General features: G+C 71.8%; 12 protein-coding genes. 2 read left to right on the top strand and 10 right to left on the bottom strand.

Annotation, left to right across the window (positions count from 1 at the left end):
* Positions 1-59: 59 nt before the first annotated feature.
* From QRX60_RS28175 to QRX60_RS28160, 4 genes are all read right to left on the bottom strand, one after another.
* A complete protein-coding gene (locus QRX60_RS28175) occupies positions 60-1,688 on the bottom strand; it encodes an ABC-F family ATP-binding cassette domain-containing protein (RefSeq protein ID WP_285994442.1) in 1,629 nt (542 codons plus the stop codon).
* Positions 1,689-1,845: 157 nt separating this feature from the next.
* Complete coding sequence (locus QRX60_RS28170) at positions 1,846-2,496, bottom strand: acVLRF1 family peptidyl-tRNA hydrolase (RefSeq protein ID WP_285994441.1); 651 nt, start codon at positions 2,494-2,496, stop codon at positions 1,846-1,848.
* A gap of 56 nt (positions 2,497-2,552) precedes the next feature.
* A complete protein-coding gene (locus QRX60_RS28165) occupies positions 2,553-5,429 on the bottom strand; it encodes a S8 family serine peptidase (protein ID WP_285994440.1) in 2,877 nt (958 codons plus the stop codon).
* A 372-nt stretch (positions 5,430-5,801) separates the two neighbouring features.
* Entirely contained in the window at positions 5,802-7,373 is a 1,572-nt protein-coding gene (locus QRX60_RS28160; RefSeq protein WP_285994439.1) for a deoxyguanosinetriphosphate triphosphohydrolase family protein, read from the bottom strand.
* 60 nt (positions 7,374-7,433) lie between these two features.
* Here QRX60_RS28160 and QRX60_RS28155 point away from each other — a divergent pair, with 60 nt between their 5' ends.
* Entirely contained in the window at positions 7,434-7,799 is a 366-nt protein-coding gene (locus QRX60_RS28155) for a PASTA domain-containing protein (RefSeq protein WP_285994438.1), read from the top strand.
* Here QRX60_RS28155 and QRX60_RS28150 read toward each other — a convergent pair.
* Both QRX60_RS28150 and QRX60_RS28145 read right to left on the bottom strand, forming a co-directional pair.
* Complete coding sequence (locus QRX60_RS28150; RefSeq protein ID WP_285994437.1) at positions 7,796-8,431, bottom strand: SRPBCC family protein; 636 nt, start codon at positions 8,429-8,431, stop codon at positions 7,796-7,798. The two genes, QRX60_RS28155 and QRX60_RS28150, sit on opposite strands and share 4 nt — an antisense overlap.
* Positions 8,428-8,778 carry an ArsR/SmtB family transcription factor gene (locus QRX60_RS28145; RefSeq protein WP_285994436.1) on the bottom strand — a complete coding sequence of 117 codons (351 nt, stop codon included), beginning with the start codon at positions 8,776-8,778 and terminating at the stop codon, positions 8,428-8,430. Before QRX60_RS28145 ends, QRX60_RS28150 begins: the two co-directional genes overlap by 4 nt.
* Before the next feature lie 145 nt (positions 8,779-8,923).
* Here QRX60_RS28145 and QRX60_RS28140 point away from each other — a divergent pair, with 145 nt between their 5' ends.
* Positions 8,924-10,588 (top strand): GGDEF domain-containing protein, encoded by a 1,665-nt coding sequence (locus QRX60_RS28140; protein WP_285994435.1) that lies wholly within the window; start codon positions 8,924-8,926, stop codon positions 10,586-10,588.
* A gap of 56 nt (positions 10,589-10,644) precedes the next feature.
* Here the strand turns inward: QRX60_RS28140 and QRX60_RS28135 are convergent, their stop codons facing one another.
* The 4 genes from QRX60_RS28135 to QRX60_RS28120 are packed head-to-tail and all read right to left on the bottom strand — an operon-like array spanning position 10,645 to position 14,265.
* Entirely contained in the window at positions 10,645-11,805 is a 1,161-nt protein-coding gene (locus tag QRX60_RS28135) for a sulfotransferase family protein (protein ID WP_285994434.1), read from the bottom strand.
* An 8-nt stretch (positions 11,806-11,813) separates the two neighbouring features.
* Positions 11,814-12,596, bottom strand: coding sequence for an SDR family oxidoreductase (locus QRX60_RS28130; RefSeq protein ID WP_285994433.1), 783 nt, complete (start codon positions 12,594-12,596; stop codon positions 11,814-11,816).
* Between the two features lie 2 nt (positions 12,597-12,598).
* A complete protein-coding gene (locus QRX60_RS28125; protein WP_285994432.1) occupies positions 12,599-13,789 on the bottom strand; it encodes a hypothetical protein in 1,191 nt (396 codons plus the stop codon).
* Positions 13,786-14,265, bottom strand: a complete 480-nt coding sequence (locus QRX60_RS28120) for a nuclear transport factor 2 family protein (RefSeq protein ID WP_285994431.1) — start codon at positions 14,263-14,265, stop codon at positions 13,786-13,788. The genes QRX60_RS28125 and QRX60_RS28120 overlap by 4 nt, the downstream gene beginning before the upstream one ends.
* Positions 14,266-14,274 lie beyond the last annotated feature (9 nt).

Here is a 14,274-nt window from a genome sequence, read left to right as displayed (position 1 = left end):
CACATTGGGCCATTCCAGTGCCCGGCGGGAGTGATCTTGCACCCGAATGGACGCATCGATCACGCAAGCTGGACAAGTTCCAGATAGTCCGCCGACCAGTGATCCTCGGTGCCGTCGGGCAGCAGGATGACCCGCTCGGGCTCCAGCGCCTCGACCGCGCCGGGGTCGTGCGTCACCAGGACGACGGCGCCCGAGAAGCTGCGCAAAGCGTCCAGGACCTGGGCACGGCTGGCCGGGTCGAGGTTGTTGGTCGGCTCGTCGAGGAGCAACACGTTGGCAGCACTGGAGACCAGGCCCGCCAGCGCGAGCCGGGTCTTCTCGCCGCCGGAAAGCGTGCCGGCGGGCTGGTCGAGTTGTTCGCCGGTGAAGAGGAACGAACCGAGCAGGTTCCGCAACTCCTGAGCACCGGTGTCCGGTGAGAGATGTCGGATGTTTTCCCACACCGACGCATCATGATCAAGAGTTTCGTGTTCCTGTGCGTAATAGCCCAAACGCATTCCGTGACCCGGCACGATCTCACCGGTGTCCGGGGTTTCCATTCCGCCGAGGAGCCGGAGCAAAGTGGTCTTTCCCGCGCCGTTCAGCCCGAGTACGACGACCTTCGAGCCGCGGTCGATGGCGAGGTCGACGCCGGTGAAGATTTCGAGCGAGCCGTAGGACTTCGACAGTCCCTCCGCGGTGAGCGGCGTGCGGCCGCACGGCGCGGGGTCCGGGAACTTGATCCGGGCGACCTTGTCGGCCACCCGGGTCTCGTCGAGGGCGGACAGCATCTGCTCCGCGCGGCGCGCCATGTTCTTGGCCGCCACGGCCTTCGTCGCCTTCGCGCCGAGCTTCGCGGCCTGCTGCTGCAGTGCCGAGGCCTTCTTCTCGGCGTTGGCACGCTCGCGGCGGCGGCGCTTCTCGTCGGTCGCGCGCGCGTCGAGATAGCGCTGCCAGCCCATGTTGTACAGGTCGAGCTCGCCACGGGTGGCGTCGAGGAACCACACCTTGTTGACGACGTCGGCCAGCAGCTCGACGTCGTGGCTGATCACGACCAGGCCGCCGTCGTGCTGCTTGAGGAACCCGCGCAGCCAGTTGATGGAGTCGGCGTCGAGGTGGTTGGTCGGCTCGTCGAGCAGCAGGATCGTCTCGGACTTGCCGCCCGCGCCGGCTTCGGCCGCGGCGAACAGGATCCGCGCCAGCTCGACGCGGCGGCGCTGCCCGCCGGAGAGCGTCTGCAGCGTCTGCGCCAGGATCCGGTCGGCCAGGCCGAGGTTCGAGCAGATCCGCGCGGCTTCGCTCTCCGCGGCGTACCCGCCCAGCGAGGAGAACCGCTCCTCGAGCCGGGCGTAGCGGTTGATGGCCTTGTCACGCGCGGCGTCGTCGACGAGCTCGGCCATCGACACCTGCGCCTTCTCCATGTCGCGCATCAGCTTGTCGAGACCACGCGCGGAAAGCACGCGGTCCTTCGCGGTGACCGAAAGATCACCTTCGCGCGGGTCCTGTGGCAGGTAGCCGAGCTCGCCGGTGCGGCGGACCTCGCCCGCGTGCGGCTCGCCTTCGCCGGCGAGGACCTTCAGCGAGGTGGTCTTGCCCGCGCCGTTGCGGCCGACGAGGCCGATGCGGTCGCCGGGCTGGATGCGGACGGTGGCGCCATCGAGCAGGATGCGCGAACCCGCGCGCAGCTCAAGGCCGGTGGCCGTGATCAAGGGAAACTCCCGTGGACGGGGGTGAACGGAGGACTGTGTCTGCCAAAAAGACAGCGTCGGGCGGCTCGGCGGCCGGCCGCGGCGTCACTCCAGCTGGATATCCACGGAGACCAGTGTACGGGCCGGGGTCCACCGGATTTTCCGGACGTGTGCGGTCTCACCCGTCGCGCAGCGTGACCTGCACCGACAGCGCCCGCACGGCCGCTTCCTCGAGCACCGCCCGGCTCGGCTCGCCGACCTCCAGCACGCGCGGCTCCGCGCGGGCGAACAGCGCGGCCAGCCGGCGGTCCTCCCGCAGCTCGTCGAGCGCCCGCCGGTCGCCTCCGAGCACCACGGCGTCCACTTCGGACAGCCGCGGCACGAGCACCTCGAACACGTCCTGCGCCGCCTCCCGCAGCGCGTGCCGCGCCTGGCCCGCGCGACGCCGGGCGAAGCGCTGCTGCGACCAGCCGCCCGCGGCGGAGCGGCCCTGCACGAGGTGCCGGCCGGTGCGCGACAGCTCGACCCGGCCCCCGCGCGCGACGCCGATGCTGTGCCCGCCCAGCCGCACCAGCACGAGCGCGATCCGCCGGGGCACCAGCGCGTGCGCCACGAGCGCCTCGACGGTGCCGCCGTCGAAGGGTCCGAAGGGGACGGTCGCGGTGGCGGTGGCGCCGTCGGCGGCGGTGACGCGGACGGCGTCCGGCGCACCTTCGGTCGTCACGATGCCGCCGTGCCGGTCGGCGAACCGGGCGAACCAGCCGGCCAGGCGCTCCGGCGGGACCTCGACCGCGCGGCCGCCACCCGCCACCTGCCGCGCCTTCGCCATGGGGAAACGGTACGGGGCCGCCGCGATCACCGCGACGGCCCCGCATCGAGCACTGCTTACAGCGGGTGCACCGGGCCGTTGTTCGTGTACCCCCGCACGTTCGACGGCGCTCCGGCCGCCGGGGGCTGCACGAACCCGTTGATGTGCAGGGCGACCGAGCGGATCGAGCCGACGTCGCCGCCCGCCGCGTCGACCACGGCGAACGTCCACGTGCCGTCGACGGCCGCACCGGTCAAGCCACCGGTCAGCGACTGCGTCGGCCGCCACGTCCCGGTGAACGGCGCGTTCGCCGAGGTCACCGAGCTGAACGCGGCCGCGGCGTTGTCGGCGAAGACGACCTGGCACAGGTTCTTGCCGGAGCCGCCGTTGCGCTGGAACACCGTCGCCTTGGCGCCGGAGGGCGCGGTCAGCGTGCCGACCAGGTCACCGACGTAGGAGTGGTTGAGCCCCACCGTCGTCGAGGTCGGGTCGGTGCTGCACGTGGTGCCGTCCACGGAGAACGTCACCTTGGAGGCGCGGCCGACCCCGGTGACCGGGATGGTCACCGACGCGCCGACCGGGCTGTTGTCCGGGATCGCCACCGGCGCGCCGGTGTAGGCGAAGTCCTGCGCGACCGGCGACGGGGTGCCGACCGGGAGCGAGAACGTCGACGTCGTCGGCGAGTGCGCGCCGGCGAAGGTGACGCGGGCGTTCAGCACCACCGGCACGCCGAGCTGCTGCGTCGCCGGCACGGTGATGGTGAAGTCGTTGACGCCGGTCTGTCCCGGGCTGATGGTGCCGTAGGACTTGGACCGCGGCGCCACCGTGACACCCGGGGTCGGGCTGGTGAGCACGACGCTGGTGGACACGGCGGTGCCGTCACCGTCGTTGGTCACCGGCAGCGTCACCTTGGCCGTGTCGCCCGGGTCGAGCGACGAGCCGCCGTCGGCCGGGGTGACCGTCGGCTGCTTCGCCACCGCGAGGGGCTGCGGGCTGGCGCCGGTGTAGGCGAGCACCTTGTCCGCGAGGATGACGCCGGCGCCGGTGAAGTTGTCGCGACCCGGGGTCTCGATGTCGACCGCGGTGTTGATCAGCGCTTCACGGACCTCCGACGGCGGCAGGCCGGGGTTGCCCGAGAGGACCAGCGCCGCGATGGCGCCGGCGTGCGGAGCCGCGGCCGAGGTGCCGAAGAACGGGTTGAAGCCGGTGACGCTGGTCTTCACGCCGTCGGCCGCGGTGATCTCCGGCTTGTTCCGGACCTCACCACCGGTCGAGGAGACGTTGCCCGGGGTGATCGGGGTGCCGTCGGCCTCGTAGAACACGCGCCGCGGGCCGTCGGAGGTGAACCGCTCGGCCTTGGACGTGCTGCTGAACGAACCCGGGAACGGACCGGTCGGGTTGGCCGGGTCGCCCGGCTCCAGGGGCCGGCCGAACGCCGCGGCCGCCGGGGTGGCCGCCACGCTGAAGGCGTCCCGCGCGGCCGAGTGGCCGACCGTGACACCGGGGGTGTTGTAGGCCTTGAGGCCGTCCGCCGAGTCCTTGAACCGGCCGCGCAGCGCGGACAGCGACAGGTAGCGGGCCTGGCCCGAGAACTTCACGACGGCCAGGCGCAGGCCCGTGCCGCCGAAGATCGGCGTCTGCAGGATCTCGTACGGGTCCTGCGTGCCGTCCTGGACGTTCTGGCTGAAGCTGACCACGGCACCCGCGGAGTTGAGCAGGTAGAGGTCGTAGTCGTTCGCCGAGTGCCCGAGCGGGTCGGACCAGTGCAGCGTCACCGGGACGCCGGCAGAGGAGGCGTCCGAGAGGGGCTCGTAGATCTGGTTGCCCGCGGCGCCGGCGAAGTTGTGCGCGGTGCCGGCGAACTTGCCGACCGACTTGCCGGAGTCGACGAAGTCGCCTTCCCAGTGCCCGGCGGTGCCGTCGGCGACGTTGCCTTCGTTGCCGGCCGAGGAGAAGTAGAGCGCGCCGTCGGCGGTCACGTCGTTCACGGCCTGGGCGATGATCCAGTCCTGGAACGGCGATTCCTTGAAGTAGATGACGTCGTCGACGATGACGTCGCAGTGCGACTCGAAGCGCAGCTTGCGGATGTTGTCGGCGAAGCTGGCGTCGGAGTTGAACGCCGAGGCGAAGCCGAGCGCGGCGTTGGGCGCGAGGTCGTGGATGATCTCGAGCATCGCGGTGCCCTCGTCGCCCTCGCCCTCCTGCCCGGCGATGACGTCGACGTTCGGCGGCAGCTCGCCCTTGGCCTGCGAGGTGGCCAGCGAGTCGACGCCGTCGGACAGCGCGCACGCCTTGACGCCGACGCCGGTGACGCCGAACTGCTGGCGGGCGATGTCGGCGTTGTGGGCGCGGTCGCCTTCACTGGTCAGGGTCGCGGCGGCGGCAGCGCTGCGCTGCGACTTGCTCGCCACCGCCTTCTGCAGCTCACCGGCGATGCGGTCGGCCTTCTGCTGCTTGGTCTCGGTCTTGGCCGGCGTCGTCGCCGGGGTGGCCAGCTCGTGGGCGGTCATCGCCTGGTCGGCCTGGTCGACGCGCTTGACGTCGCTGCGGGCGGCGATCGCGGTGACCTGGTCCAGCGGCACTTCGGCGCGGATGCTGGCGTACCGGTCGGAGATCGCGCGGATGCCCGCCCCGGCCTTGGTGAGCCCGCTGATGAGGTCCGGCGAGACCTTGCCGGCGCGGATGTCGACCAGGACGGTCCCGGCCGAAGAGACCTGGGCCCCCGACTGCAGCGCGTTCAGCTGCTTGGTGACGCCCTTCTGGGCGGCGAGCAGGTTGCTGTCCACTTTGGACTCGGTGGCGGTGCGGCCCGCCTTGACCGCCTGCAGGGCGGCGATCTGCTGTTGGGCGGTTTCGGTGAAGGCGTCCGGTGTGGACGCGGTGGCGGCGCCCGCGACGGGCGGCGACACGAGGCCGAGGGCGGCGAGCAGTGCCGCGGCCCCGGCGGTGAGCACAGTGGATCTCGATCTCGTGGAACGGGTACGACGCACGTGCGCCCTCCGATATCTCCAGGCGCGTGCCCCGACTCACGCTGACCGATCGCCGGTGATCACCGGCGGGATCAAGTCAAGTACGGTGAGTTCTCCGTAAAAACCCGCCGTTCGAGTGACAAAGGATGGATAATTTCCCGAACCGGCCGGAGGTCGTAGGCCGTTCAGCGCAACGGTGAACTTCCGACCGGACAGCCGCAGGACAAACGGCCGGACGACGGCGGCCGCAAGGCATTCCGCGGAGTGGGACGTCCACAAGAGTCAGTGCGCTTCGAGCGGACGAGCCGTGCAGCCGGCGTCCCGGCCGCGAAATTCCGTTACGCCGGCACCACCCGGTCAGAGGACGAAGGAGTCCGACCACGGCTGGGCGGCCCGCCCGGACAGAGCCTCCAGCAGGGTCACCGCCTGCTTGTCCGTCAGCGAGGCCACGAAATCCACCACCGCCCGGCCCCGGGCCAGTCCCCGCACCGCGTCCGGCCCGGACACCGGTTCCCCCGTCGCCCCCACGAGCAGCTCCGGCGCCGAGCGCGCCAGCTCCGTGTACTCCGCCCGCGCCAGCTCCACCAGGTCGTGCAACCGGCGCGGCAGCCGGGAAACCTCGTCGCGGTCGAGCAACCACGCGTCGAGCGCGTCGACCAGGCTCGACACCAGCCCCGCCTGGCCGCGCTGGTGCAACGCCAGGTCCGGGCGCAGCAGGACGAACCGCCGGTGCACGAACTTCAGCACCTGGACCTCGTGCCACTGGGCGGGGCGCAGCGAAACGTGGCCGGTGCGGGTGGATGGCGACGCCAGCACGACCACGCCGTCGACCAGGCGCGCCGTCCAGTTCGCCGAGAAGGCCGCGGTGGCCTGCTCCGCCTCGATCGAGCCGTCGAACTCCGCGGCCAGCAGGCCGTCGAGCAGCTCCGCGCGGACCCGGGTCACCGCCGCCGCGAACGCGTCGTCGTCGACGATCCACGCGTCCTTGACGTGCATGCGGCGGCGGACGCGTTCGAGCGAACGGCCCGGGCGGCGCAGCTCCGCGTGCAGCGTCTCGTCGTCCAGCGCGGCCAGCTCGCCCGCGTGCTCGAGCCACTCCCCCAGCTCCGCGGCCACCGGGGCGTGCTGCAGGACGCCGATGCGGTGGAAGTCCTGCAGGTCGTGGATCGCGTAGGCGATGTCGTCGGCGGTGTCCATCACGGACGCTTCGACCGTCTGCTGCCAGCCCTCGACGCGCCCCGCGAACGCCGCGCGGGCCTGCTCGAAGTCGTCGAGTTCGGTGGCGTAGGCGGAGAACTTGGCCGCGCCGGTGCCGGGCGCCTCGTCCGGCTCGCCCGCGCCGCGCGGCGGCACGGCCATCTCGGACGGGTGCGGTGCCGGGTGGTGCAGCCGCAGCCACGGGTACTTCAGCACGGCCGCGCGCACCGCCGTGGTCAGGTCGAGCCCGATCGCCGACGGCCCGCGCACGTCGGTCGTGGTGATGATGCGGAACGTCTGCGCGTTGCCCTCGAAGCCGTCGGCCAGGCCGAAGCGGTGCCGGGCGATGCGGTCCAGCGTCTGCTCGCCGAGGTGCCCGAACGGCGGGTGCCCGAGGTCGTGGGCGAGCGCGGCGGCCTCGGCGACGTCGGGGTCGCAGCCGCCCAGCTTGTCGACGAGGACGGCGTCGTCCCCGGTGGTGACCCGCTCGGCGATGGCGCGGGCGACCTGCGCGACCTTCAGGCTGTGGGTGAGCCGGTTGTGCAGGAGCCCGGCGCCGCCGGCGCTGACCACCTGCGTCACCCCGCCGAGGCGGGCGAAGAACGGCGACGCGGCGATGCGGTCGCGGTCGATCCGGAACGGGCTGGTCGCCAGGTCGGTGAACCCGCCGGCGTTGGCGACGGGGTCCCGCCGCACCGCCCTCGGGTCGGTCTGCTCGCTGCCCTGATCCATGCGCCCGACCTTATCCGGCTTCACCCGAACGGCGGGCAGGTGCGTGGGTACCCCCCAGGTATGTCCCGAGCGATGGTCACGACGCTGGCAGCACTCGCTTTCGCCCTGGTCGCGTGCGGCGCCCCGCCCGGCGGCCCCGGCACGACGAGCTCGACCTCGACGCTGACGTCGACCTCCACCTCGAGTTCGAAGCCGGCGGCCCGCATCAAGGTGCCGGACGTCTCCGGCATGAACCACCAGGACGCGCAGGACACGATGCAGCGCGCGGGGCTCTACAACCTGCGCGAGGTCGACGGCACCGGCCAGGGCCGGATGCTGGTCCTGGACCGCAACTGGGTCCAGACGGGCCAGGACCCGGCGCCCGGGACCGAGGTCGCGCCCGACGCGGTGATCACCCTGACGGCGGTCAAGAAGACCGACCGTTAGGCCTCCGGCGGGGTCGTGTACGCCTTCAGCGTGCGGTCGGCCGCCGCCCGGGCCTTGGCCGGGTCCGCGCCCGCCGCGACGTCGGCCTCGTACCAGGCCTCGTTCGACGCCGTCATGAAGCGGATGCCCTCCGGCGACATCATCCAGGCCATCGCCGCCTCCGGGTCGACGGCCGTGCCCGGGGTGGCCAGGTGCAGGACCAGGCCGACCAGGGCGCCGTCCCAGCCGATGCCGACCGCGCCGGGGCCGAACTCGTCCCAGCGCTCGTCGATGTGCGCGACGTGCTCCAGCTCGAAGCGGGTGCCGTCGCCCTCGGGCGTCAGCCGGACCTCGATCCAGCTGACGTTGCCGCCGAACTCCCACGTCGCGGCGAAGCTCTTGGGCGGGTCGCAGCGCTCGACCGTGCCGCCGGCGTTGCCCTCCAGCTGGTACTTCCCGCCGAGCTTGAGCTCGCCGCTGACCGGCAGGAACCAGCGCGGGATGCGCTCGGGGTTCGTGCAGGCGTCCCACAAGTCGTCGACGTCGGTGTCGTAGACCTGGCTGATGGTGAGGACGCGGGCCTCCTTCCCTTCGAGCACCCGGTCGCCGAGCGTCCGGCGGACGGCGCTGATCTGGTGGCTGACGTCGATCACGATCCTTCTCCTTCTTCGGTGAGGCGCCGGGCGCGCTTGCCGCGGGCGATTTCGGTGGCCAACGCGTCCAGCGGCGGGGTCCAGAACCGGCGGAACCGGTCGAGCCAGACGTCGACGTCGCGCAGCGGCGCGTGCCCGACCGCGTACAGCCGCCGCGTGCCGTCCTGGCGGACGACCGCGAAGCCGTTCTCGCGCAGCACTTTCAGGTGCTGCGACACCGCGGGCTGCGAGATGCCGAACTCGGCCCGGATCACCTCGGTCACCGCGCCGGCGGCCCGCTCGCCGTCGGCCAGCAGCTCGAGGATCCGGCGGCGGACCGGATCACCCAGGACGTCGAACGCGTGCACCCGGCCAACCTACAAGCTGCCACTTATATAAGTCAACTCTGAACAAGTGGCGGATGTCACGCTGCGTTACTCCGATGTGGGTAACGGTGGTGAACATCAGTCGACATCGGTTTCGTTTCGCCGCCCGACCCGCGACGATCGGGGCGTGAAGTCGCCACGCGCGGTCCGCTTCGCTTTCCAGCCGCTGTACAGCCTCCACACCGGAGGCGTCGTGGCTCACGAAGCGCTGGCCAGGCCGGGCCACGGCACCGTCCCCGAACTGCTCACGCAGGCGCGCCGCGACGGTCGCCTCGCCGAGGTCGACCTCGGGCTCGCGATCGCCGCCGTCCGGCAGGACGAGTCGTCGCTCCCGCTGCACCTCAACCTTTCCGCCCGGACCCTCGCCGCACCGCAGGCGATGTACGACGACCTCCTGGCGGAGCTCGGCGACGCCGGACGCCGCACCCGCGACGTCGTCCTCGAGATCGGCCCGCCGTTCGCGCCGCTGCCCGCCGACCGCGCGCTCGCCGGGATGCGGATGCTCACCGAACTCGGTTTCCGGCTCGCGCTCGACGGCCTCGGCCGCGGTGACCTGCCGCTGAGCCTGCTCGTCGAGGCGCCGGTCGACCTGGTCAAGCTCGACCGCACGGTGCTGCGGGGGCTGCCGGACGACCAGGCGTCGGCCGCCGTCGTCGAGGCGCTGCTGCACTACACCAACCGCACCGGCACCCGGCTCGTCGCGACCGGCGTGGAAACCGACGCCCAGCTCGACGCCGTCCGCGGTCTCGGCATCCGGATCGCGCAGGGGAACCTGCTCGCCCCGCCGACGGCCGCCGGCCCCGCCCCGGCGCTGCTCACCCGAACCCAGGCCACCCCGCGCGCGCCGGGTCCGGCGCAGTGCGTCGGCGACTTCCTCCGCCCGGCCACGACGCTGCCGGAAACCGCGACCTGCGACGAGGTCCGGGAAGTGCTGGCGGCCGCGGACGCGCCGAGCGGCGTCGTCGGGGTCGACGAGCTGAACCGGCCGCGCTGGTCGGTCGACCGGACGCGGTTCCTGGTCGCGGTCACCGGCCCGTACGGGCACGCGCTGCACGCCAAGCGCCCGGCGGCGCGGCTCGCGGACACCCCGCACACGATCGAGGCCCGCGCGGGCGCGATGGAGTTCCTCGAACTGGTCACCGACGCCGACTGGGGCCGCACCGGCGACGACGTCGTCGTGGTCGACGAGGTCGGCCGCTGCCTGGGTGTGGTGCTGGTGACCGAGGTGGTGCGCGGCGTGGCCGAGGCGAAGGTCGAGGCCGCGGCGGCGCTGAACCCGCTCACCCGGCTGCCGGGCAGCGACACGGTGGCCCGCGACGTGGCCCGCCGGATCACGATCGGCGAGCCGTTCGTGGCGGCGTGGCTGGACATCGACGCGTTCAAGGCGGTCAACGACACGGCCGGGTTCGCCGCCGGCGACGACCTGATCCGCGAGCTGGGCGGCGCGCTCACCGAGCTGACCGGGCAGCTGCGCCGGATGCGGGTCAGCCACGTCGGCGGCGACGACTTCCTGGTGGTCTGCGACGTCGACGAGATCGCGACGGTGGCGGGCGCGCTGTTGGACCGCCACTGGACGGCGGACGGCCTGCCGGTGACGGTTTCGCTGGCGACGCTGGTCTGCGCGAGCGGCTCGATCGGGTCGTACCAGGAGGTTTCGCGGCTGCTGGCGCCGTTGAAGAAGCGCGCGAAGGCGGTGCCGGGGTCGAGCTGGGTGCTCAGCCGGCCGGGCTCGGACCGGGTGGAGGTCTTGCGCGGCATCGGCACCCGCGGCCTGCAGGCAGCTGCCGGTTAGCGAGTCTGCCGCAGCTCGTCGTGAGTGGCAATCAGGGTTCTAACCCGAATTACCACTCACGACCCGTACACCGCGCGGTAGCCCGCAAACCGCTCGTCGACCTCCTCGGGCGTCAGGCCGAAGTCCGCCAGGCTGTACTTGTGCGCGGGCTTCGCCGAACCCGACCGGCTTTCCCCGTGCAGCGCGGTCATCGCCGCCCGCGCCTCGTCCGTCAGCGTCAGTCCGAAGTGGTCGTACACAGTGGACACCGTGCCGATCGGGTCCGCCACGAAGTCCTCGTACCGCACGTCGCAGAACTGCGCCGCGTCGTACCGGGCGCGAGCCGAGCGGAACTCGTCGGCGCCGCGGGCCCACAGGTCGAGCTGCGAACGGCCGATCACCTCGCCGCGGAACTTCGCCGACCAGCCGTCCGCCGCCTTCTCCGCGAGGCTGCACATCGAGCCCATGATCGTGCGCGGCGCCCGATGCGTCTGGATCACGAGCGCGTCCGGATACGCCGCCATCAGCGCGTCCAGGGCGAAGAGGTGGCTCGGGTTCTTCAGCACCCACCGCTTGCCCGCGTCCGGCAGCCCGATCAGCTGCAGGTTGCGCCGGTGCCGCGCGTAGGCGTCCGTCCAGTCCTGCTTCGCCAGCCAGCGCGAGTAGCGCGGCAGGTGCGCGAGGCATTCGAACGACACCGACCGCATCGACTGCCGCAGCAGCTGCCAGCACTCCTCCACCTGGTCCGCGGACATGTGGTGCACGCCCATGAACTCAGGGTGCTCGACGTGGTGGCGTTCGTAGCCGGCCTGGATCCCCTGGTACACCGGGTTGCCCGCCCACGTCTCCCGCGGCGGCCGCGGCTGCGGGACCTCGGCGAGCCAGACCTCGAGGCCCTGGTGGCCCGGGTCCTCGGCGAGCAGCCGGTGCAGCGCGGTCGTGCCGGTGCGGGGCAGCCCGGTCACGAAGATCGGCCGTTCGATCGCCACCGAAGCCGACGCCGGGTGCTGCTTCCAGCCCGCTTCACTGAGCAGCCGCGCCACGAGCGCGCCGCGCAGCATCGCGCGGTGCACCTTGTTGCCGAACGGCGTCAGCTCTTCGTCGGCTTCGTAGGACTCCAGCAGCACGCGCAGGCCTTCGACGTACTCGTCGGCGCCGAAGTCGGCGAGCCCGGTGAGCTTGGTGGCCGACGCGTGCAGGTCCTCGACGGTGCCGACGTCTTCCCGGCCGGGGAGCATGGATCCTCCTAGTGGTGGTACTCGCCGCCGTTGACGTCGAGGCACTGCCCGGTGATCGCGCGCGCCATCGGCGAGGCGAGGAACACCACGGCGTCGGCGATCTCGTCGGGCTCCGGCAGCTTGCGCAGGTCGATCGTGGACGCGGTCTCCGCGTACACCTCTTCCGGCGTGATGCCGCGTTCCTGGGCCAGGTAGGCGAAGTACCACTTGAGGTTCGGCGCCCAGATGTAGCCGGGCGCGACGGTGTTGACGCGCACCCCGTCCGGCCCGAGTTCGGTCGCGAGGCTCTGCGAGAGCGACAGCAGCGCCGACTTCGCCATCTTGTACGCGCCGAACGTCCGCCGCGAGTGCCGCAGCACGGCGGAGTTGATCATCACCAGCGAGCCCTTGCTCTCCTTGAGCGCGGGCAGGAACAGCCGCGTCAGCCGGAGCACGGAGATCCCGGCGGTCTCGAAGCCCTGACGGACGGCGTCGATGTCCACAGTGGCCAGATCGGTCAGCGGCGGGACGGCGAAGGCGTTGTGCACCACCGTGTCCACCCGGCCGAAGGCTTCGAGCGCCTCGTTGACGAGGTTCGCGGCGGAGTCGGCGTCGTCGATGTCGGTCCGGACCGCGACGGCCCGGCGGCCGAGGTCGGTGACCTCCTTGGCGACCTCGGTCAGCCGCGACTCGGTGCGCGCGGCGAGCACGACGTCGGCGCCGGCCAGCGCGCTGCGCACGGCGATCGACCGGCCGAGTCCCGGGCCGATGCCCGAGACCACGACCACCTTGCCCTGCAACAAGTTCTCCATGCTCACCCCAGCATCCGGGCGGCGACGGCGTCCTGCCGGGCCGCGATCCGCGCCGACCATTCCGCCGGCGTCACCCGTGCCTCCGAGTGGTAGGGCAGCCGGTCCGGCAGCTCGTCCACCTTGACGACCTCGACGACCGGGCCGTCGGCCGGCCCGAGGTCCCGCGCGAGCCGCTGCCAGCGGATCTGGACGTACCCGCGGTCGTGGCCGGTGCGCTCCAGCCAGTTCGCCAGGCCGGGGTCGCGCTCGCTGATGACGAACCGGATCTTGCCGTCCGGGTCGACGCGCGCCTGGTCGGCGGTGAGGCTCGTCTGGTGGTTGATGTAGTCGAGCGAGACGTACCAGAGGCTGCCGAGCTGGATGCCCTGGTACGGCGCGTCCGCGCACTTCGGCACGGTGACGATCATCGCCTCTTCGTCGCCGAGCTCGTAGTGCCCGGCCGAGGAGAACTGCGTGGTCAGCCCGCCCGGCGTCGAGCGCGGCTCGGTCATCGTGTTCACCGGCAGGTTGTCGTAGAACCACTTCGGGAAGGCGAGGAACGTCTTGAGCCGGCTCAGCAGGATCTTGCCGGTGACGCCGTAGCGCTTCGCGAGCGCGGAGCGGTCCGGCACCGGCGGCGCCTGGCCGGCCGTGTCGACGCACTGGATGCGGATCTCGCCGCGCTTCTCCGTCGCCCAGTCGCTGTGCACCTCGCGCACCACGAGCATCGACGAGCCCTCGCCGAGGACGAAGTAGTTCGGCCCCGGGTTCTCGCGAGCCGGGCCGAAGCGCAGCTCGAACCGGCCGTCTTCGCCGATCTCGATCGCGCGGTCGTCGAACGCGGCGAGGCTGTCGGGCACCACGACCGGCGAGTAGTCGCCGTTGAGGATCTGGAAGCTCAGGTCGGCGGTGGTCCCGCGGACGCCGGTGACGAGGTACTCGCGGTCGTCGCGGATGTTCGCGTTGAAGTACAGCGTGTCCGGGTTGTCCAGGCCCATCTTCGTGTAGGGCCCGGTGGACGCGGTGAAGTACGGGAAGTCGCGCTGGTAGGCCCAGGCCATCTGCAGCGAGGCGCGGATGCTGCCGGCGAGGTAGTCGTACCCCTCCAGGAGGCCCTGCTCGGTCTGCGCCGGCGGGGCTTCGGCGATCAGTTTCTCCGCCTCGACGATCGCCTCGGCGAACGGCCGGGTCAACGAGAACTCGTTCTCGATCATGCGGGCACGGCCCAGCGGTTCGCGAGCAGCCGGAAGCCCGGGTTGCCCTCCCACGAGAGCATCGACTCGTAGGTCCGGACGTAGCCGATGTGCGACATCCGCCAGGCGCCGTCGGCCTCCCGGCGGTAGGTGTCCTCGTAGAACGCGGCGCCCTCGATGATCACCTTGTGGTCGGGCACGATGACCTTGTCGGTGAACGACCACCGCCCGGTCGCGGTGTCGCCGTCGACCTCGATCTCGGGCTGACCTGCGTGGTGGACGGTGATGATGCCGTTGCCGAGGCTCTTGGTGAGGAATTCGACGATGGCGTCGCGCCCCTCGAACTTCTTCCCGTCGCCGCCCACGGCGTGCGTCCCGTAGTCGGCCGTGGCGTCCACCGTGAAGGTGTCGCCCACCTCGTCCCACAGCTTGAGGTCCACCCCGCGCAGGTACCGGTACTTCAGCCGCTTGATCTCTTCGAGTACGACCAGGTCCATGCCCCCAGG

It is taken from the genome of Amycolatopsis mongoliensis, assembly GCF_030285665.1.
Taxonomy (GTDB): domain Bacteria; phylum Actinomycetota; class Actinomycetes; order Mycobacteriales; family Pseudonocardiaceae; genus Amycolatopsis; species Amycolatopsis mongoliensis.
Note: the sequence above shows the minus strand (reverse complement) of the source record. Positions and strands in the feature narration are given on the sequence as shown.

Bases quoted from the DNA above. Each gene is read 5' to 3' on its own strand.
- QRX60_RS28130 (WP_285994433.1), bottom strand. From the start codon at position 12,596: ATGGAGAACTTGTTGCAGGGCAAGGTGGTCGTGGTCTCGGGCATCGGC.
- QRX60_RS28160 (WP_285994439.1), bottom strand. From the start codon at position 7,373: ATGGATCAGGGCAGCGAGCAGACCGACCCGAGGGCGGTGCGGCGGGAC.
- QRX60_RS28155 (WP_285994438.1), top strand. From the start codon at position 7,434: ATGTCCCGAGCGATGGTCACGACGCTGGCAGCACTCGCTTTCGCCCTG.
- QRX60_RS28125 (WP_285994432.1), bottom strand. From the start codon at position 13,789: ATGATCGAGAACGAGTTCTCGTTGACCCGGCCGTTCGCCGAGGCGATC.
- QRX60_RS28120 (WP_285994431.1), bottom strand. From the start codon at position 14,265: ATGGACCTGGTCGTACTCGAAGAGATCAAGCGGCTGAAGTACCGGTAC.
- QRX60_RS28135 (WP_285994434.1), bottom strand. From the start codon at position 11,805: ATGCTCCCCGGCCGGGAAGACGTCGGCACCGTCGAGGACCTGCACGCG.
- QRX60_RS28170 (WP_285994441.1), bottom strand. From the start codon at position 2,496: ATGGCGAAGGCGCGGCAGGTGGCGGGTGGCGGCCGCGCGGTCGAGGTC.